Genomic DNA, 17,537 nt, shown 5'->3' with positions numbered 1-17,537 from the left:
CGGAGGTAGAACAAGATGAACATGCACGTAACCGTCGACCCTGTTGAGCAACACCTGGCCAATGGCCTGAAAGATCTCTGGTTCCCGGTCCTGCCGTCGGAACTGCTGGGCGAAAAGCCCGTCTCGATCCGCCGCTTGGGCTACAAGATCGCCCTGTGGCGCGACAACGACGGCAGTGTCCATGCCCTCGAGGACCACTGCCCCCACCGTGGCGCGCCGCTGTCCCAGGGGCCGGTGTTGGGCGACCGCCTGCAATGCCCGTATCACGGCGTCGAAGTGCGCTGCGACGGCACCGTCGTCAAGGTGCCTGGCAGCCCCGGCTGCAAGCTCGAAGGCAGCCGCCCGACGCGGATGTTCCATACCCGCGAGGCAGCGGGGGCGATCTTCCTGTTCAACGCCACCGACCCACACCTGGAAACACCGCCAGAGCTGGTGCTGCCCGAGCAACTGACCTCCCCCGAATGGAGCAGCTTCCTCTGCTACACCGAGTGGAAGGGCGACTACCGCTACGTGCTGGACAACGTCATGGACCCGATGCACGGGACCTACCTGCACAAGATGTCGCACTCCATGAGCGAAGGCGAAGCCACCGCCAAGTTCGTCACCCGCGACACCGAGCAGGGCTTCTTCTTCGAAAAGGAAGGCCAGCGCGGGGTCAACTTCGACTGGACCGAATTCCTCGACAACGGCTGCCACTGGCTGCGCCTGGAGATCCCCTACCCCAAGACCGGCGGCCCCGGCGGCAACTTCACCATCATCGGCAGCTACACCCCCAGCAGCCGCGCCCTGTCCGCCGTGTTCCACTGGCGCGCGCGGCCGCTGACCGGCTGGCAGCGCGACACCTGGCGCTTCCTCTACAAGAACCGCCTGGAAGCCCGCCACTGGGCGGTGCTGGAGCAGGACCGGGTGTTGCTGGAATTCATGGAGCCCGACGCCAACCAGCGCGAGAACCTCTACCAGCATGACCTGGGCGTGGTGCGCCTGCGCCGCTATCTCAAGGGCAAGGCCAAGGAGCAACTGGCCCTGATCGAAGCGAAACAGCTATGAACCAGGCCGTACAGCGAATCCAGGCCCCGGGCCTGGACGAGCTGGCCACGGCCAGCTGGTCCAACGCCCTGCTGATCGGCAACGAGCTGGTGATGTCCGGCATGACCGCCCACCCGGCGACGCGCCAGGCCGCCGAAGCCGGCGCGCCGCTGGATGCCTACGCCCAGACCCTGCAGGTGCTGGGCAAGGCCAAGGCGCTGGTGGAGGCCGCCGGCGGGCATGTCGGCAACCTGTACCGGTTGACGGTGTACGTCACCCGGATCGCCGACAAGGACGCCGTTGGCCGTGCCCGCCGCGACTTCTTCGAGGGGTTCGCCTGCTACCCCACCTCCACCCTCGTCGAAGTGAGTGCCCTGGTGTTTCCAGAACTGCTGGTGGAAATCGAAGCCAGCGCCCGGCTCGACATTGACTTGCGCACTGCGCCATCGAGGTGACCGATGTCCAACACCCCTACCCTCACCGCGCTGGTCCACACCCTGCGCCATGAAGCCGAAGGCATCCTCAGCGTCGAACTGCGTCCCTGGGGCGATACCGTGTTCCCACCGTTCGAAGCCGGCTCGCACATCGACCTGCACCTGCCCAATGGCCTGGTGCGCAGCTACTCGCTGCTCAACTCGCCGAGCGACAAGGGCCGCTATGTGGTCGGCATCCTGCGCGACCGCAACAGCCGCGGTGGCTCGAAGTTCGTCCACGAGCAACTGCGGGTCGGCACCCAGTTGAACATCTCGCCACCACGCAACAACTTCCCCCTCGATCCACAGGCCAGCCACAGCGTGCTGGTGGCCGGCGGTATCGGCATCACGCCGATCTACTGCATGTTCCGCCAGTTGCTGGCCCTGGGGAAATCCGCCGAGCTGATCTACTGCGCCCGCTCGCGCAAGGAAGCAGCGCTGCTGGAGGAACTCAGCGGCCTCGACGCCAAGGTGGTCTACCACTTCAACGACGAGAAGGACGCCGTGCCAAACCTGGCCAGCTACCTGGCCGGCCAGCCGAGCGACACGCATTTCTACTGCTGCGGCCCGACGCCGATGCTCGACGCCTTCGAAAGCACCTGCGAAAGCCTCGGCTACCCGCATGCCCACATCGAACGCTTCACCGCCGCCGAACTGCCGCCCTCGGAAGATGCCCAGGACAGCTACAGCGTCGAACTGAAGAAGTCTGGCAAGACCCTCGCCGTGGAACCTGGGCTGAACCTGCTCGATGTGCTGCTCGAGGCGGGGTGCGATGTCGAGTACAGCTGCCGCGAAGGCGTCTGCGGCTCCTGCGAGACCCGGGTGCTGGAAGGTGACATCGACCATCGCGACGGGGTGCTGACCAAGGCCGAACGGGCTGCGAACACCTCGATGATGGTGTGCGTGTCCGGCTGCAAGAGCCGACGGCTGGTGCTCGACCTTTAATCGATCGGGGTGCCGGAGTCTCAAGAAAACGCCAGCCTTTGAATAAGCTCAAAGCGCATCATTCGGCCGACCAGAAAGTGTCGGCCTTTTTTTGCCCATCCAATGACTTGAAGAGCCTGCTATTTATTCGCCGGCAAAACACCAAGTGCCCCATTAGCGTTCATTGTGCACTTTGGATGCACAACAACGGCACCGCCTTGTTACGTTCTTTCCAAGCGTTCCAAATACGGCACGAACCAGCACGTTCCAAATATAAATAACTGATTTATATTGGTTTTTCAGAAAACAGAACACACCACCCCACTGGCACGGTTTCTGCTATTTCTTTCCCGAATTCATAGTTCAAACAGCGTGTCATATATAAAACAATAAAAACCCAACCCTTCCAGTCCGCCGCCTGCCACGCCAACTTCCCATTGAATGCCTGATTCAAGGCAGGGATCGGTGTCGCCAGCGGAAACTGCTCAACCTTGTGGGGCATCGATATGAACAAGTATGTGATAAGCCTGGGCCTGATCATCGGCAGTTGCGCCACGTTCGCCTCCGAGCCTGGCCCCGCGGCGCCAGACCAACCACCTGCGGTGAAAAAGCCGTTCCCGCACATCGCCTGGCGCAGCGACGACGGCGAGAGCTCGTTGGATATCGGCGGCGCCCTGCGGGTGAACTACCGGGACGAACACTGGGACACCACCGAGAACAACGGGCGCTTTCTCTTCGACACCTTCCGCCTGGATGTCCAGGCCAGCCACAAGCGCCTGTTCAGCGATGTCGGCTACTGGTTCCAGGACGATGGCAAGCGCTCCATCGACCGTGGCTACATCGGCTATCGCTTCGATGCCCGTTCGAACCTGCAACTGGGCGCACCGTTCAAGCCGTTCGGCCTGGAACCCTACCCACAGTTCGGTTGGAGTTATCACATTCCGTTCTTCATGGGCTATGGCGTCAGTGCCGGTACGGGCCTGAAGTACAGCTACAAGGACAGCGACTGGGACCTGCAACTGGGCTACTTCCCACGCATGCTGCCGTCGGGCATCCGCTACTCGCCGGAAGTGGGCCGCTATGCCGACCTCGACGACAATGCCGTGCCCTTCATCCATTCACGCCAGGACAACGAGAAACGTAACCAGGTCAATGCCCGTGTAGCCAGGACCTTCACTGGCGAGGGCTGGAAAACCGAGATCGGCGCATCGCTGGCCGCCGCCGAACTCTACAACGCCACCACCCACGACGATGGCGACTACTGGGCCGGCGGCGTGCATGCGATCGTCAACGCCGGCCCCTGGACCGTGACCGGCCAGGCCATCCGCTACGAATACGATCCGAAAAACCCCGAGGGGGTCAGCGACGATGCGGTGCTGATGGGCGGCAACGGCCTGACCCCGGCCTACCTGATCGCCTCCAAGGCCACCCTCGGCTCGCTCAACGTCGGCTACGACATCTTCACCCCCAGGTTGGGCCAGTTGAAGAAAATCAAGGTGTATACCGACTACAGCCGGATGATGAAGGACAAGAGCGGCTGGGACGACTCGCAGATGATCACCGTCGGTGCGCAGTTCCTCGCCATGCCGATCATGGCCTGGGTCGACCTGACCTGGGCCAGGAACGCCAACCCCTTCGGCGGCGCGGAGAACGGCACCGGCTGGACCAGTACCGACTCCATCGGCAGCAACGACTGGTATTACCGGACCAACATCAACATTGGCTATTACTTCTGAGGCCGCCAATCGCACCCTCAGTGATCGCCTCGGCCCCTGTGGGAGCAGGTTTGCCCGCTCCCACAGGGCCTTGAGCTAGCTCGACGAGTTGCCCGCCAAGGGGCCTATCCCGCCTGCTCCACCTCGCCAAGCCGCTGCGCCGGCTTGCGGAACACGAACAGCAAGCCCACCACGATCAGCCCCATCCCCAGCAGGCTGAGCGGCGCCAGGCGGTTGCCGAAGATCAGGTAGTCCATCACCGCGGTCACCGCCGGCACCAGGTAGAACAGGCTGGTGACGTTGACCAGGTTGCCCCGCGCGATCAACCGGTACAGCAGCAGGGTCGCCAGCAGCGATACCACCAGCCCCATCCACAACAGCGCACCGACGAAGCTGGTGCTCCATTGCACGTGCAGCGCCTGGAACGGCGCGAACACTGCGCACAGGGCGAACCCGGCCAGGTATTGCAGCGGCAGGGTACCCATCGGGTTATCGGTGATGCGCTTCTGCAGGATCGAGCCAAAGGTCATGCAGGCCAGCGCCAGCAAAGCGAACAGCATCCCGGCCAGGGATACCCCGCCCAGGTTGATGCCCTGGTAGACCACCATCACCAGCCCGGCGAGCCCCAGCCCCAGGCCGAACAGCCGGCTCCAGGAACGCTGGCGCTCCATCAGCACCACGGTGAGGATCGGTTGCACGCCCATGACCGTGGCCATGACGCCAGGGGTGACGTGGGTGTCGAGCGCCAGCAGGTAGAAGATCTGGTAGGCGCCGAGCAGCACGCAGCCGGTGCCCAGGGCGCGCAGGATCGCGCCCCGACCACGCGGCCAACGCAGCCCGAGCAAGGGGCCGATCAGCAGCAGGCCGGCGAGCGCCAGGGCTGCGCGCAGCAGGAGGAAGGCGAAGGGGCTGGCCTGGGCCAGGCCGAGCTTGGAGACGATCGCCCCGCTGCTCCACAGCAGGACGAACAGGCTGGTGGTGGCCGCCGAGGCCACGGATGCTTTGGAAAAGACAGACATGTATTGCCACCTGTAGTCGGGCAAATGAGCCGAACGGCGGGCTGTCGCGTTAGCGAGGGAAGTAGCCGACCGTGTTCAGTAGGTTGCGCGTGCGCGGGCAGACGGCCAGAAGCCGCTCAGCCCAGCACCACTGCGCGAGGAGGCGGAGCTACGCCGCCTACGACGCCACTGACAGGTGGTGGGTAGTGACTGATCATGACCGGCTGCTGGCTGCCACGCACGACCATGCCCGCGACAGGCGCGAGGACGACGGCGGTGGTGGAAGGGATGGCTGGCATGAACAGGTCTTCGGAGAAGTGAATGGATCCAACTATAGCGATGGAATCATTGCCGGACAAGCAGGATCGCGGTGATTCGTCATTCTTGGGACCGCTTCGTGCTCCATCGCCGGCAAGCCGGCTCCCACACGATCCTGCGAACCACCTCATTTGTGATCGACTCGACCACCTTGTGGGAGCCGGCTTGCCGGCGATGGGGCGCGAAGCGGCCCCATATGACGATGACCTCAGAACAACCAGCGATACAGCAGGTACGCCACCACCACCGCCAACACCGGCCGCAGCACGCGATAGGCCTTGGGGTTGGCCCGCTTGAACTGCTTCACGCGGCCACTGATCTTGTTGCTGAAGCGCTTGCTCCAGGCGTACGCCTGGTTGATCCCGCCCACGCGCTCGTCATCGGTGTTCTGCGGCGCGGTGGCACGGCCGAGGAAGGCGCTGACCTTGCGGTTGATGCGGGTCATCAGCGGGCTGCTGAGCGGGCGCTCGACATCGCAGAACAGGATCACGCGGGTCACGTCGGTCTCGTTCTTGACCCAGTGCACGTAGGTCTCGTCGAACATCACGTCCTCACCGTCGCGCCAGGCGTAGGGCTGGCCATCGACGTAGATGCGGCAGTTGTCCGAGTTCGGCGTGGACAGCCCCAGGTGATAGCGCAGGGAGCCGGCGAACGGGTCGCGGTGCGGGTTCAGGTGGCTGCCGCCGGGCAGCAGGGCGAACATGGCGCCCTTGACGTTGGGGATGCGGCTGACCAGCTCGACGGTCCTGGGGCACAGGACTTCGGCCGAGGGCAGCGGCTTGTCGTACCACTTCAGGTAGAAGCGCTTCCAGCCTTTCTTGAAGAACGAGCCGAAGCCGGCGTCGTTATCCTTCTCGGCGGCACGGATGTAGCCCTCGTCGAACAGGCGCATGGCCTCCGCGCGGATCACTTCCCAGTTGTCCTTGAGCACGTCCAGCTCGGGGAAGCGCTGGCGGTCCAGGTAGGGCTTGGAGGGCACGCCGGAAAACAGGTACATCAGGCTGTTGTAGGGGGCGAACAGCGCCGAATGGTTGACGAACTGACGCAGCACGGGCAGTCGCGCCTTGCCGCGCAGGTGCACGAACAGGACGCTGCCGAAGAACACCAGCAGGACACCTGCCTTGGCGACAAAGGAAAAGGTCATGCAACACTCCTTGCAGGGGAAATCTGGCCATCCCCGGATAGCCGGACATCATAAACCCATCCGGCCCCGGTAAAAACAACCGAGGCCGGAGCGCAGTGTTGAGCATTTTGCAACAAACGAGGCTGCCGGGCATTGCGCCGGATCAGTGGCGGGGCTTTCAAGCGGCAAGCTACAAGAAAAAGCAGGCCCTGCGCCCAATGCCGGTCAGTTAAGACTTTCAGTTGTCATTTGGGGCCGCTTCGCGCCCCATCGCCGGCAAGCCGGCTCCCACATTGTCCGTGCAAACCGCATCATGTGGGGCCGCCGCGGTCCCTGTGGGAGCCGGCTTGCCGGCGATGGGCTGCAAGGTAGCCCCAAAAATGACAAAGCGCCGCTTAACCGACCGGCATTGGGCCCTGCGCCGAACCGCTCTTTCTTGCCGCTTGGAGCTTATTGCTGATTCTCCTGCTCGGTGAACAGGTCGGCGAACAGCATGCTCGACAGGTAACGCTCGCCGGAGTCCGGCAGGACCACGACGATGGTCTTGCCCTGCATCTCCGGCTTCTCGGCCAGGCGCACCGCCGCGGCCATCGCCGCGCCGCTGGAGATACCGCAGAGGATGCCCTCCTCCTGCATCAGGCGCAGGGCCATGGCCTTGGACGCCTCGTCACTGACGGTCTCGACCTGGTCGACCAGCGACAGGTCCAGGTTCTTCGGCACGAAACCGGCACCGATACCCTGGATCTTGTGCGGGCTGGGCTTGAGCTCCTCGCCGGCCAGGGTCTGGCTGATCAGTGGCGAGGCCACGGGCTCCACCGCCACCGACAGGATCGACTTGCCCTGGGTGTGCTTGATGTAGCGCGACACACCGGTGATGGTACCGCCGGTGCCCACCCCGGCCACCAGCACGTCCACCGCGCCGTCGGTATCGTTCCAGATCTCCGGGCCGGTGGTCTTCTCGTGGATCGCCGGGTTGGCCGGGTTGTCGAACTGGCCCGGCAGGAAGTACTGGCCCGGGTCGGCGGCGACGATCTCGTTGGCCTTCTCGATCGCCCCTTTCATACCCTTGGCCGGATCGGTCAGCACCAGCTCGGCGCCCAGGGCCTTGAGCACCTTGCGCCGCTCCAGGCTCATGGAGGCCGGCATGGTCAGGATCAACTTGTAGCCACGGGCCGCGGCGACGAACGCCAGGCCGATGCCGGTATTGCCCGAGGTCGGTTCGACGATGGTCATGCCGGCCTTGAGCTTGCCGCTGCTCTCGGCGTCCCAGATCATGCTCGCGCCGATCCGGCACTTGACCGAATAGCCCGGGTTGCGCCCTTCGATCTTGGCCAGGATGGTCACGCCGCGCGGGGCGATGCGGTTGATCTGCACCAGGGGCGTATTGCCGATGGAATGGGCGTTGTCTGCGTAGATACGGCTCATGGCAGGGGTCCTTGAACGTGAAGGAGCAGGGAAAGCCTCAAGGGTAAGCCTGCCCATGGGGGGCGTAAAGCCCGTTCGAACTCGGCGAAGCGCCCCGCGGTCAACCGGACAACCCGCAAAGGAGAGCCTGCCGATGAAAGGTCGCTACCGCTGGCCACTGGTCGGCCTGGCCAGCCTGCTCGTGCTGTTGGTGGCCCTGCACCTGGCCCTGCCCTACCTGGTGCGCGACTACCTCAACGACAAGCTGGCCGACATGGGCGACTACCACGGCCGAATCGTCGACGTGGACCTGGCCTGGTGGCGCGGCGCCTACCAGATCAATGGCCTGGAGATCGTCAAGACCACCGGCAAGGTGCCAGTACCGTTGCTCGATGCGCCCCTGATCGACCTGTCGGTAAGCTGGCACGCCCTGTGGTACGACCAGGCGGTGGTGGCCGAGGTGACCTTCGTGCGCCCCGTGCTGAACTTCGTCGACGGCGGCGGCAAGCAACACTCCCAGACCGGCCAGGGCACCGACTGGCGCCAACAGTTGGAAAAGCTCGTGCCGATCACCCTGAACGACGTGCGCATCGACGATGGCACCCTGACCTTTCGCAACTTCACCTCCAAGCCGCCGGTCGACCTCAAGGCGACCCGGCTCGATGCCAGCATCCGCAACCTGACCAACGTGCGCGACGAAAAAGGCCGGCGCGACGCCAGCTTCGACGCCAGCGCCGTGCTGCTGGGCGACGCCAAGGTCGAAAGCCGCGCCACCTTCGACCCGTTCAGCGATTTCGACGACTTCCAATTGCGCCTGCGCGCGACCGGCATCGAACTGCGTCGCCTCAACGATTTCGCCAGTGCCTATGGCAAGTTCGACTTCAATGCCGGGCATGGCGACCTGGTGATCGAGGCCCAGGCCGAGAACGGCCGGCTCGACGGCTACATCAAGCCGCTGCTGCGTGACGTCGACGTGTTCAACTGGCAGCAGGACGTGCAGGACAAGGACAAAGGCTTCTTCCGCTCGGTGTGGGAAGCGCTGGTCGGGGCCAGCGAGACAGTGCTCAAGAACCAGCCGAAGAACCAGTTCGCCACCCGCGTGGAGCTCAGCGGCAGCGTGCACCAGCAAAACATCAGCGCCTTCGAGGCATTCCTGCAGATCCTGCGCAATGGGTTCATCCGGGCGTTCAACGCACGCTACGAGCAGCCGCCGCCCGATGCCGACTGAGCGAGTGTGACGGAGCATTCAGCGACTGAATACCCGGTCTGCGTTTCCAGCTGCCCAGCCCCGCGTTATAGTCGGTGGCAAATCATGAACATGTGTTGCCTGTACCGGCTTGCCGGCGATAGGGCCGCTACAGACACCCCGCAGAGGACAGATCCATGAAGTTCGAAGGCACCCGCGACTACGTCGCCACAGACGACCTGAAACTGGCGGTAAACGCGGCCATCACCCTCGAACGCCCGCTGCTGGTCAAGGGCGAGCCGGGCACCGGCAAGACCATGCTCGCCGAGCAGCTCGCCGCCTCTTTCGGCGCCCGCCTGATCACCTGGCACATCAAGTCCACCACCAAGGCCCACCAGGGCCTCTACGAGTACGACGCGGTCAGCCGCCTGCGCGACTCGCAGTTGGGCGTGGACAAAGTCCACGACGTGCGCAACTACCTGAAGAAGGGCAAGTTGTGGGAAGCCTTCGAGGCCGACGAGCGGGTGATCCTGCTGATCGACGAGATCGACAAGGCCGACATCGAGTTCCCCAACGACCTGCTGCAGGAACTCGACAAGATGGAGTTCTACGTCTACGAGATCGACGAGACCATCAAGGCCAAGCAGCGCCCGATCATCATCATCACCTCCAACAACGAGAAGGAGCTGCCCGACGCCTTCCTGCGCCGCTGCTTCTTCCACTACATCGCCTTCCCCGACCGCGACACCCTGCAGCGCATCGTCGACGTGCACTTCCCCGACATCAAGCAGTCACTGGTCAGCGAAGCGCTCGACGTGTTCTTCGACGTGCGCAAGGTGCCGGGCCTGAAGAAAAAGCCCTCCACCTCCGAGCTGGTCGACTGGCTCAAGCTGCTGATGGCCGACAACATCGGCGAGGCGGTGCTGCGCGAGCGCGATCCGACCAAGGCCATTCCGCCGCTGGCCGGCGCCTTGGTGAAGAACGAGCAGGACGTGCAGTTGCTCGAACGCCTGGCCTTCATGAGCCGGCGCGGCAACCGCTGACAGGAGCCGGCCATGCTGCTCAACCTGTTCAACGAAATGCGCGCGGCCAAGGTGCCGGTGTCGGTGCGCGAACTGCTCGACCTGCTCAATGCCTTGCAGCAGCGCGTGGTGTTCGCCGACATGGACGAGTTCTACTACCTCGCCCGGGCCATCCTGGTGAAGGACGAACGGCATTTCGACAAGTTCGACCGGGCCTTTTCCGCCTACTTCAAGGGCCTGGAGAACCTCGACCGGCACCTGCAGGCGCTGATCCCCGAGGACTGGCTGCGCAAGGAGTTCGAACGTTCGCTGAGCGACGAGGAGCGCGCGCAGATCCAGTCCCTGGGCGGGCTGGACAAGCTGATCGAGGCATTCAAGAAACGCCTGGAGGAACAGAAGGAACGCCACGCCGGCGGCAACAAGTGGATCGGCACCGGCGGTACCAGCCCGTTCGGCAGTGGCGGCTACAACCCCGAGGGCATCCGCGTGGGCGATGCCGGCAAGCGCCAGGGCAAGGCGGTCAAGGTGTGGGACCTGCGCGAGTACAAGAACCTCGACGACCAGGTCGAGCTGGGCACGCGCAACATCAAGCTGGCCCTGCGCCGCCTGCGCAAGTTCGCCCGTGAAGGCGCAGCCGAAGAGCTGGACATCGACGGCACCATCGACCACACCGCGCGCGATGCGGGCCTGCTGAACATCCAGATGCGCCCGGAACGGCGCAACACCGTCAAGCTGTTGCTGCTGTTCGACATCGGCGGCTCCATGGATGCCCACGTCAAGGTCTGCGAGGAACTGTTCTCGGCCTGCAAGACCGAGTTCAAGCACCTGGAGTACTACTACTTCCACAACTTCATCTACGAGTCGGTGTGGAAGAACAACCTGCGCCGCACCTCCGAGCGCTTCTCGACCTTCGACCTGCTGCACAAGTACGGCGACGACTACAAGGTGGTGTTCGTCGGCGACGCGGCCATGGCGCCCTACGAGATCACCCAGCCGGGCGGCAGCGTCGAGCACTGGAACGAGGAAGCCGGGTACGTGTGGATGCAGCGCTTCATGGAGAAATTCCGCAAGATCATCTGGATCAACCCGTACCCGAAACAGACGTGGGACTACACGGCTTCGACGCACCTGGTGCGCGAGCTGGTCGAGGACAAGATGTATCCGCTGACCTTGCAAGGGTTGGAAGACGGGATGCGCTATCTGTCCAAGTAAGCTGGGGCTGCTTTGCGGCCCCAGCCTCAGCCCCAACGCCCCAGATACCCCTGCTGCTCCCGCCAGGCCTGCTCCTGCACCACCGCCCTGAACCGCACCACCGCCCCCGGCAGGCACTGCGCCAGTTGCGCCAGCGCCAGCGGCGTCAACGCGCCCAAGCGTGGATAACCACCAATCGTCTGCCGGTCATTGAGCAACACGATCGGCTGCCCATCCGGCGGCACCTGCACCGCTCCCAGCGGTATCCCTTCGGAAATCATCGGCGCCCCCTGGTAGACCAGTCGAGGCCCCAACAAGCGGATGCCCATGCGGTCGGCGCGGCTGTCCAGGGTCCAGTCGCTGTTGAATGCCTCGAACAGGCTGGTGCCACTGAACGCACCGATCTGCGCGCCCATCACCAGGTCCAGAACAGGCTTCGCCTCATGGGCCGGGCGCAACGCCTCGGGCACTTCGCGCAACGCCGGCGAAGCCTCGCCGAACACCAGCATCTGTCCCTTGACCAACGCCCCGCCCCGGCCATCGATCCCACCCAACGCCTCGCGCACGACCGTCGCGCAACTGCCCAGCACCGCCTCGCCCTGGAAGCCGCCCGGAGCCGCCAGGTAGGCACGCACGCCCTGGCGAGGCTGTTTCAGGGTCAGTTGCTGGCCCTTGCCCAGGGTGAAACTGCGCCACGGCGCCAATGGCCGATCATCGACCCGCGCCTCCAGATCCGCCCCGGCCAGGGCCAGCACGCAATCCTGCTCGGCCACCACGCTGAAGCCGCCGAGCGCCACCTCCACCACCGGCGCACCGAGGGCATTGCCCAGCAGCCAGTTGGCCCAGCTCATCGCCACCCAGTCCAGCGCCCCGCCCTGGGTCACGCCCAGGTGGCACACGCCGAACCGCCCGGCATCCTGCAACTGGCACAGCGCCGTGCTGGCCTCGATCCTCAACTGCCTCATGCCTGGGCCTCCAACGGGCTATCGTCACCGCCCAGCCTGACGAACTCGGCGCGATCCACCGCCACGAAGCGCACCCGGTCGCCAGGTTGCAGCAAGCTGTAGCCCTCGCGCCCACGGTCGAACAAACGCACCGGGGTACGCCCGATCAGGTTCCAGCCGCCCGGCGATACCGCCGGATACGCGGCGGTCTGCCGCTCGGCGATGCCGACGCTACCGGCTGCCACGCGCTTGCGCGGGGTAGCCAGGCGCGGCGTGGCCAGGCGTTCGTCCACCAGGCCCATGAACGCGAAACCGGGGGCGAAGCCCAGGGCGAACACCGGGTACTCGCGCTCGCTGTGCAAACGGATCACCCCCGCCTCGCCCAGCCCGCTGCGCGCGGCCAGCAGTGGCAGCTCGGGCCCGACGCTGGCGTCGTACCACACCGGTAGCTCGTGCCGGCGCCCGGCATTGCCCGTATCGGGCCGCAGCCCTTCCAGCGCCTGGTCGATCAGTGCCCTCGCCGCGCCCGGCGCCAGGTCGAACTGCACCATCAGCGTGGTGTAGGACGGCACCAGTTCGACCAGGCGCGCGCCGAACGCCGCGCGCAGGCGCTGGCTGGCGGCGAGGATCCAGGGCATGTTGGTCTCGTCGATGACGTCGAACAGGCGCACCATCAGGCTGTCGACGGCCACCACCTCGATACGTGGGTTCATGGCTGCTCCAGGGCGTCGAGGGCCTGGCGGATCTGCCGCACGGCAGCCACCGAGCTGTCGTTGTCGCCATGCACGCACAAGGTACTGGCGTGTAGCCGAACGGCGCTGCCATCGTCGGCCACCAGCGCCTCGCCCCGGGCCAGGCGCAGGGCCTGTTCGACCACCAATGCCGGGTCGTGGTGTACCGCGCCGGGTAGGCGCCGCGAAACCAGGTGGCCGCTGGCGGTGTAGGCACGGTCGGCGAAGGCCTCGAACCACAAGGGCACACCGACTTTCTCGCCCAGGGCACGGGCCGCACTGTCGTCGGCGGTCGCCATGAGCATCAGCGGCAGGCTGGCATCGTAGGCGGCCACGGCCTCCAGCACGGTGCGCAGCTTGAGCGGGTCGGCCATCATGTCGTTGTACAGCGCGCCATGGGGCTTGACGTAGGCCACGCGGCCACCGAGCACCCGGCAGATGCCATCCAGGGCACCGATCTGGTAGTGCAACAGGTCACGGATCTCCTCCGTGCTGCAGGCCATGGAGCGGCGGCCGAAGCCAACCAGGTCCGGGTAGGCCGGGTGGGCACCGACGGTCACGCCGTGCTCCAGGGCCAGCGCCACGGTGCGGCGCATGGTGCCCGGGTCGCCGGCGTGGTAGCCGCAGGCGATGTTGGCGCAGTCGATGTAGGGCATGACCTCGGCATCCAGGCCCATGCGCCAACTGCCGAAACTCTCACCCATGTCGCAATTGAGTAGCAGGCGTTTCACCTGGCGGGCTCCCCTGTCGATGTTCATATGCCTACCTTACCGCGCCTGGAGTTCTTTGCCGCGGGTTTCCGGCAGGCTCAACGCGGCGAGGATCACCACGCCATAGGACACCGCGGCGAACCCGCCGATGCCCAGGCCCAGCGGCACCTTCTGGCTGAGCAGGCCGATCAGCAGCGGGAAGAACGCCGCGATGGCACGGCCGACGTTGTAGCAGAAACCCTGCCCCGAGCCACGGATGCGGGTGGGGAACAGTTCGGTGAGGAAGGCACCCATGCCACTGAAGATGCCCGAGGCGAAGAAGCCCAGGGGGAACCCCAGCCACAGCATGACGCCATCGCTGACCGGGATCTGGGTATAGAGCAGGACGATGATGAACGACCCCACGGCGAACAGGATGAAGTTCTTCTTGCGGCCCAGCAGGTCGGTAAGGTAGGCGCTGATCACGTAGCCGACATAGGAACCGACGATCACCATCGCCAGGTAGCCGCCGGTGCCCAGCACGCTCAGGCCGCGCTCGTTCTTGAGGAAGGTCGGCAGCCAGGAGGTGATGGCGTAGTAGCCGCCCAAGGCGCCGGTGGTCAGCAGGGAGGCGCGCAGGGTGGTCCAGAGCATGCCGGGGGCGAAGATCTCGTAGAAGTGCGAAGGCGCTTCGGCTTTTTCCACGGCCTTGGCTGCCCGGTACACCTCCGGGTCCTTGACCAGGCGGCGGACGAAGATCACGAACACCGCCGGCACGATGCCCAGCAGGAACAGCGCCCGCCAGGCCTGCTCGGGCGGCAGGAAGGAGAACAGCAGCGCATAGAGGATCGCCGTCAGCCCCCAGCCGATGGCCCAGCCGGACTGCACCATGCCCACCGCCTTGCCACGGTCCTGGGCGCGGATCACCTCGCCGATCAGCACCGCGCCGGCGGTCCATTCGCCACCGAAGCCGAAGCCCATCAGGGTGCGGGCGACCAGCAATTGCTCGTAGCTCTGGGCGAAGCCGCAGAGGAAGGTGAAAAAGGCGAACCACAGTACCGTCAACTGCAGGGTCCGTACCCGACCGATGCGGTCGGAGAGAATGCCGGCGATCCAGCCGCCCAGGGCCGAGGCGATCAACGTGCTGGTGTGGATCAGCCCGGCCTCGGCGGTGGTGATGCCCCACAGGGCGATCAGGGTGGGGATGACGAAGCTCAGCATCTGAGTGTCCATGCCGTCCAGGCCATAGCCGATCTTGCAGCTCCAGAAGGTGCGCCGTTGCTGTCGGTCGATGTCGCGGTACCAGGCGAAGGGGCCGGTCGACACCGGGGAAGATGCCTGCTGCACGCCGGATGGGTTCATGATTGCCTCGGCTTGTTGGTATTGTTTTGCGAGCGACGGGTACCGTCGCGGCCTGGGCGCCATTGTTCAGAGGCCGTGGGGTGAGCGTCCAACGATAAAATCCGTCGGTCTGGGATAAGAAAACCTGATCACCCCTGCGAGCACACCATGAACCTCCGATTCCTCGAAACCTTCGTCTGGGTCGCCCGGCTCAAGAGCTTTCGCCTCACCGCCGAGAAGCTGTTCACCACCCAGGCCTCGGTGTCCAGCCGCATCGCCGCTCTCGAGGCGGACCTGGGCGTGAAGCTGCTGCTGCGCGACTCGCGCGGGGTCAGCCTGACCCCGGAGGGCAGCAAGGTGCTGGAGTATGCCGAGCGCATGCTCGACACCGCCAAGGCCATGAAGCGCTCGCTGGACAGCGACCGGGCCAAGGTCGGGCGGATCCGCATCGGCGTGATGGACACGGTGATCCACACCTGGATGAGCGCCCTGGTGGCCGAACTCAGCGAACGCTATCCGCAGGTGGAAATCGAGCTGGTGGCCGATACCGCGCTGAACCTGCGCGAGCAGTTGCAGAAGGGCTTTCTCGACGTGATCCTGCAGACCGACCTGCTGCGCCAGGAGTCGATCCGCAGCACCGACCTGGCCCGCTACCCCATGGGCTGGATCGTCGCCGCAGGCTCCCTCCATCATCGCGACTACGCCTCGTTGGCCGAGCTGGCCCGGGAGCGCATCGTCACCTTCTCGAAGAACTCACGCCCGCACCAGGAAGTGCTCAGCCTGCTGCAGGCCGCGGGTGCCGAGACACCACGGCTGAACTGCGTGAACTCGGTGGCGGCCATCACCCGCCTGCTGCGCGACGGCTTCGGCATCGGTGCCCTGCCCCCGGCGCTGGTCGATGCCGAACTGGCCCGGGGCGAGTTGGTGTTGCTGGAAGGCTTGCAGCCACCGCCGAGCCTGGAGCTGGTGGTGGCCTGGCAGACTGGGGTGGAACTGGTGGACGAGGTGGTGGCGCTGTGCAGGCAGGTGCTGGAGCGGTATGCGCGGGATGTGGGTGGGCAGCGGATCGTGCTGGTCTGAACCCGGTGGGGTGCCCGTTCCAGTCCAGCCCCAAGATTACCAAGGGTGCGCCCAGCCCCTAGCGCCAGCTCTCCTTCACCGCCTTGCGCCGCCCCCCGAGGATCGCCCAGCCAACCAGCAGCAACAGGCTCTCCACCACCAGCGCCAGGACGAACCCGGCCCCCAGCCCCCAGCCGATCGCCTCGGGCACCAGCAGGATCTGGTAGCTGTAGCCCTTGAGCGTCTCCTCGCGCAGCTGCGGGTCGGGCTGCACCAGCACATGCCAGGTACGGCTCACCCACGGCCCTTGCAATGCCTGCCATTCGCGCTCCAGCAAGCGATTGCGCAGCAGCAGGCTCTCGATGCTGTTGGCATCGCTGTTGAACACCGGGTCGTCGCTGCTGCGGTAGTGCCGCACCAGGGCCTGCAGGTCGCCATTGAAAAAGCGCTGCGCGGTCTCCTCGAACCCCGACAGGGCCTGGCGCGATTCGAACAGGTGCGCCTCGACCCGCTGGCTGTAGGCCTCGATCAGCCCCGGCACCTGGATGCCGGCCAGCAGGCCGAAGGTGAACAGCAGCAAGCGCAGGTAGCTTCTGAACATGGACGGGCTTCCTAGCTCTGCCCCTGGGCGACGCTTTCGCCATGCCGCCACAGGGCCCATTGACCCGGCTCGTAGCGCTGCCAGGTCTCGTTCTCGGTCAAGGCCTCGGTGGCGATCACCGTGACCACGTCGTTGGGGGTGGTTTCGGCCTGGAAGTCGACGTTCAGGTCGACATCCTTCAGCCGCGCCGGGCCGAACGGCGCGCGTCGGGTGATATGCACCAGCTTGGTCGAGCAGAAGCAGAACAGCCAGTCGCCATCGCTGAGCAGGCAGTTGAACACGCCCTTGCCGCGGTACCCCGCACAGGCTTCGACCAGCACCGGCAGCAGCTGTTCCACCGCCACCGGCTCCGGGAAGGCCGCGCGCACGCGGTTGAGCAGGTCGCAGAAGGCCGCCTCGCTGTCGGTGTCGCCCACCGGCCGGTAGAAGGTGGTCTCGCCACGGAAGTCGCCGAGCTGGCCGTTGTGCGCGAAGCACCAGTTGCGCCCCCACAGCTCGCGGACGAACGGATGGGTATTGGCCAGGCAGACCCTGCCGACATTGGCCTGGCGGATGTGGCCGATGACCACCTCGCTCTTGATCGGGTAGCGCTGCACCAGGTTGGCCACCTCCGACTCGCTGCTCGCCGCCGGGTCCTGGAACAGGCGCAGGCCGCGCCCTTCGTAGAAGCCGATGCCCCAGCCGTCGCGGTGCGGGCCGGTCCGTCCGCCGCGCTGCATCAGGCCGGTGAAGCTGAAGACGATGTCGGTGGGGACGTTGGCGCTCATGCCCAGCAGTTCGCACATGCTTGTG

Annotated in this window: 18 protein-coding genes; 8 read left to right on the top strand and 10 right to left on the bottom strand. The window is 65.3% G+C overall.

The window, feature by feature from the left end:
• Positions 1-15 precede the first annotated feature (15 nt).
• The 4 genes from ACDI39_RS24635 to ACDI39_RS24620 all read left to right on the top strand — a co-directional run bounded on the left by ACDI39_RS24635 (position 16) and on the right by ACDI39_RS24620 (position 4,159).
• Positions 16-1,047, top strand: a complete 1,032-nt coding sequence (locus ACDI39_RS24635; RefSeq protein WP_225789822.1) for an aromatic ring-hydroxylating oxygenase subunit alpha — start codon at positions 16-18, stop codon at positions 1,045-1,047.
• Positions 1,044-1,481: a Rid family hydrolase gene (locus ACDI39_RS24630; protein ID WP_225789823.1), complete on the top strand. Its 438-nt coding sequence runs from the start codon at positions 1,044-1,046 to the stop codon at positions 1,479-1,481. Before ACDI39_RS24635 ends, ACDI39_RS24630 begins: the two co-directional genes overlap by 4 nt.
• A gap of 3 nt (positions 1,482-1,484) precedes the next feature.
• Positions 1,485-2,444 carry a PDR/VanB family oxidoreductase gene (locus ACDI39_RS24625; protein ID WP_225789824.1) on the top strand — a complete coding sequence of 320 codons (960 nt, stop codon included), beginning with the start codon at positions 1,485-1,487 and terminating at the stop codon, positions 2,442-2,444.
• A gap of 485 nt (positions 2,445-2,929) precedes the next feature.
• The gene (locus tag ACDI39_RS24620) at positions 2,930-4,159 is read left to right on the top strand and encodes a hypothetical protein (protein WP_253080889.1); all 1,230 of its coding nucleotides are present in this window, start codon (positions 2,930-2,932) and stop codon (positions 4,157-4,159) included.
• A 104-nt stretch (positions 4,160-4,263) separates the two neighbouring features.
• On the opposite strand, the gene ACDI39_RS24615 is transcribed toward ACDI39_RS24620, so the two are convergent.
• The 4 genes from ACDI39_RS24615 to cysK all read right to left on the bottom strand — a co-directional run bounded on the left by ACDI39_RS24615 (position 4,264) and on the right by cysK (position 8,002).
• Positions 4,264-5,157 (bottom strand): DMT family transporter, encoded by an 894-nt coding sequence (locus tag ACDI39_RS24615; RefSeq protein ID WP_225789826.1) that lies wholly within the window; start codon positions 5,155-5,157, stop codon positions 4,264-4,266.
• Between the two features lie 116 nt (positions 5,158-5,273).
• Entirely contained in the window at positions 5,274-5,435 is a 162-nt protein-coding gene (locus tag ACDI39_RS24610; RefSeq protein WP_225789827.1) for a hypothetical protein, read from the bottom strand.
• A 227-nt stretch (positions 5,436-5,662) separates the two neighbouring features.
• Positions 5,663-6,598 carry an aspartyl/asparaginyl beta-hydroxylase domain-containing protein gene (locus ACDI39_RS24605; protein ID WP_225789828.1) on the bottom strand — a complete coding sequence of 312 codons (936 nt, stop codon included), beginning with the start codon at positions 6,596-6,598 and terminating at the stop codon, positions 5,663-5,665.
• 429 nt (positions 6,599-7,027) lie between these two features.
• Positions 7,028-8,002: a cysteine synthase A gene (gene cysK, locus ACDI39_RS24600; protein WP_253081664.1), complete on the bottom strand. Its 975-nt coding sequence runs from the start codon at positions 8,000-8,002 to the stop codon at positions 7,028-7,030.
• A gap of 133 nt (positions 8,003-8,135) precedes the next feature.
• On the opposite strand from cysK, the gene ACDI39_RS24595 reads away from it, so the two are divergent.
• The 3 genes from ACDI39_RS24595 to ACDI39_RS24585 all read left to right on the top strand — a co-directional run bounded on the left by ACDI39_RS24595 (position 8,136) and on the right by ACDI39_RS24585 (position 11,401).
• Positions 8,136-9,209, top strand: a complete 1,074-nt coding sequence (locus tag ACDI39_RS24595; protein WP_486537136.1) for an AsmA family protein — start codon at positions 8,136-8,138, stop codon at positions 9,207-9,209.
• Positions 9,210-9,364: 155 nt separating this feature from the next.
• Positions 9,365-10,210, top strand: a complete 846-nt coding sequence (locus ACDI39_RS24590; protein WP_224456502.1) for an AAA family ATPase — start codon at positions 9,365-9,367, stop codon at positions 10,208-10,210.
• A 12-nt stretch (positions 10,211-10,222) separates the two neighbouring features.
• Positions 10,223-11,401, top strand: a complete 1,179-nt coding sequence (locus tag ACDI39_RS24585) for a vWA domain-containing protein (protein WP_225789832.1) — start codon at positions 10,223-10,225, stop codon at positions 11,399-11,401.
• 26 nt (positions 11,402-11,427) lie between these two features.
• On the opposite strand, the gene ACDI39_RS24580 is transcribed toward ACDI39_RS24585, so the two are convergent.
• From ACDI39_RS24580 to ACDI39_RS24565, 4 genes are read right to left on the bottom strand one after another with little or no spacing between them, the layout of a single operon-like run.
• Entirely contained in the window at positions 11,428-12,345 is a 918-nt protein-coding gene (locus ACDI39_RS24580; RefSeq protein ID WP_253081666.1) for a 5-oxoprolinase subunit C family protein, read from the bottom strand.
• Positions 12,342-13,037 (bottom strand): 5-oxoprolinase subunit PxpB, encoded by a 696-nt coding sequence (gene pxpB, locus ACDI39_RS24575; RefSeq protein WP_253081667.1) that lies wholly within the window; start codon positions 13,035-13,037, stop codon positions 12,342-12,344. The genes ACDI39_RS24580 and pxpB overlap by 4 nt, the downstream gene beginning before the upstream one ends.
• Positions 13,034-13,813 (bottom strand): 5-oxoprolinase subunit PxpA, encoded by a 780-nt coding sequence (locus tag ACDI39_RS24570; RefSeq protein WP_225789835.1) that lies wholly within the window; start codon positions 13,811-13,813, stop codon positions 13,034-13,036. Before ACDI39_RS24570 ends, pxpB begins: the two co-directional genes overlap by 4 nt.
• A gap of 9 nt (positions 13,814-13,822) precedes the next feature.
• Positions 13,823-15,106 carry an MFS transporter gene (locus ACDI39_RS24565; protein ID WP_253104824.1) on the bottom strand — a complete coding sequence of 428 codons (1,284 nt, stop codon included), beginning with the start codon at positions 15,104-15,106 and terminating at the stop codon, positions 13,823-13,825.
• Positions 15,107-15,253: 147 nt separating this feature from the next.
• Here ACDI39_RS24565 and ACDI39_RS24560 point away from each other — a divergent pair, with 147 nt between their 5' ends.
• Positions 15,254-16,165, top strand: a complete 912-nt coding sequence (locus ACDI39_RS24560; protein ID WP_225789836.1) for a LysR family transcriptional regulator — start codon at positions 15,254-15,256, stop codon at positions 16,163-16,165.
• Between the two features lie 58 nt (positions 16,166-16,223).
• On the opposite strand, the gene ACDI39_RS24555 is transcribed toward ACDI39_RS24560, so the two are convergent.
• Together ACDI39_RS24555 and ACDI39_RS24550 are read right to left on the bottom strand one after the other, a co-directional pair.
• Entirely contained in the window at positions 16,224-16,745 is a 522-nt protein-coding gene (locus ACDI39_RS24555; protein ID WP_225789837.1) for a DUF2937 family protein, read from the bottom strand.
• A gap of 11 nt (positions 16,746-16,756) precedes the next feature.
• The gene (locus tag ACDI39_RS24550; RefSeq protein ID WP_253081668.1) at positions 16,757-17,530 is read right to left on the bottom strand and encodes a class II glutamine amidotransferase; all 774 of its coding nucleotides are present in this window, start codon (positions 17,528-17,530) and stop codon (positions 16,757-16,759) included.
• Positions 17,531-17,537 lie beyond the last annotated feature (7 nt).

It is taken from the genome of Pseudomonas sp. Tun-23181 (genome assembly GCF_057415455.1).
Note: the sequence above shows the minus strand (reverse complement) of the source record. Positions and strands in the feature narration are given on the sequence as shown.

Excerpts from the sequence above, each read along its gene's own strand:
- pxpB (WP_253081667.1), bottom strand. The coding sequence starts at position 13,037 with ATGAACCCACGTATCGAGGTGGTGGCCGTCGACAGCCTGATGGTGCGC.
- ACDI39_RS24595 (WP_486537136.1), top strand. The coding sequence starts at position 8,136 with ATGAAAGGTCGCTACCGCTGGCCACTGGTCGGCCTGGCCAGCCTGCTC.
- ACDI39_RS24630 (WP_225789823.1), top strand. The coding sequence starts at position 1,044 with ATGAACCAGGCCGTACAGCGAATCCAGGCCCCGGGCCTGGACGAGCTG.
- cysK (WP_253081664.1), bottom strand. The coding sequence starts at position 8,002 with ATGAGCCGTATCTACGCAGACAACGCCCATTCCATCGGCAATACGCCC.
- ACDI39_RS24570 (WP_225789835.1), bottom strand. The coding sequence starts at position 13,813 with ATGAACATCGACAGGGGAGCCCGCCAGGTGAAACGCCTGCTACTCAAT.
- ACDI39_RS24555 (WP_225789837.1), bottom strand. The coding sequence starts at position 16,745 with ATGTTCAGAAGCTACCTGCGCTTGCTGCTGTTCACCTTCGGCCTGCTG.
- ACDI39_RS24635 (WP_225789822.1), top strand. The coding sequence starts at position 16 with ATGAACATGCACGTAACCGTCGACCCTGTTGAGCAACACCTGGCCAAT.
- ACDI39_RS24605 (WP_225789828.1), bottom strand. The coding sequence starts at position 6,598 with ATGACCTTTTCCTTTGTCGCCAAGGCAGGTGTCCTGCTGGTGTTCTTC.
- ACDI39_RS24590 (WP_224456502.1), top strand. The coding sequence starts at position 9,365 with ATGAAGTTCGAAGGCACCCGCGACTACGTCGCCACAGACGACCTGAAA.
- ACDI39_RS24580 (WP_253081666.1), bottom strand. The coding sequence starts at position 12,345 with ATGAGGCAGTTGAGGATCGAGGCCAGCACGGCGCTGTGCCAGTTGCAG.
- ACDI39_RS24615 (WP_225789826.1), bottom strand. The coding sequence starts at position 5,157 with ATGTCTGTCTTTTCCAAAGCATCCGTGGCCTCGGCGGCCACCACCAGC.
- ACDI39_RS24585 (WP_225789832.1), top strand. The coding sequence starts at position 10,223 with ATGCTGCTCAACCTGTTCAACGAAATGCGCGCGGCCAAGGTGCCGGTG.
- ACDI39_RS24565 (WP_253104824.1), bottom strand. The coding sequence starts at position 15,106 with ATGAACCCATCCGGCGTGCAGCAGGCATCTTCCCCGGTGTCGACCGGC.
- ACDI39_RS24550 (WP_253081668.1), bottom strand. The coding sequence starts at position 17,530 with ATGTGCGAACTGCTGGGCATGAGCGCCAACGTCCCCACCGACATCGTC.
- ACDI39_RS24625 (WP_225789824.1), top strand. The coding sequence starts at position 1,485 with ATGTCCAACACCCCTACCCTCACCGCGCTGGTCCACACCCTGCGCCAT.
- ACDI39_RS24620 (WP_253080889.1), top strand. The coding sequence starts at position 2,930 with ATGAACAAGTATGTGATAAGCCTGGGCCTGATCATCGGCAGTTGCGCC.
- ACDI39_RS24560 (WP_225789836.1), top strand. The coding sequence starts at position 15,254 with ATGAACCTCCGATTCCTCGAAACCTTCGTCTGGGTCGCCCGGCTCAAG.
- ACDI39_RS24610 (WP_225789827.1), bottom strand. The coding sequence starts at position 5,435 with ATGCCAGCCATCCCTTCCACCACCGCCGTCGTCCTCGCGCCTGTCGCG.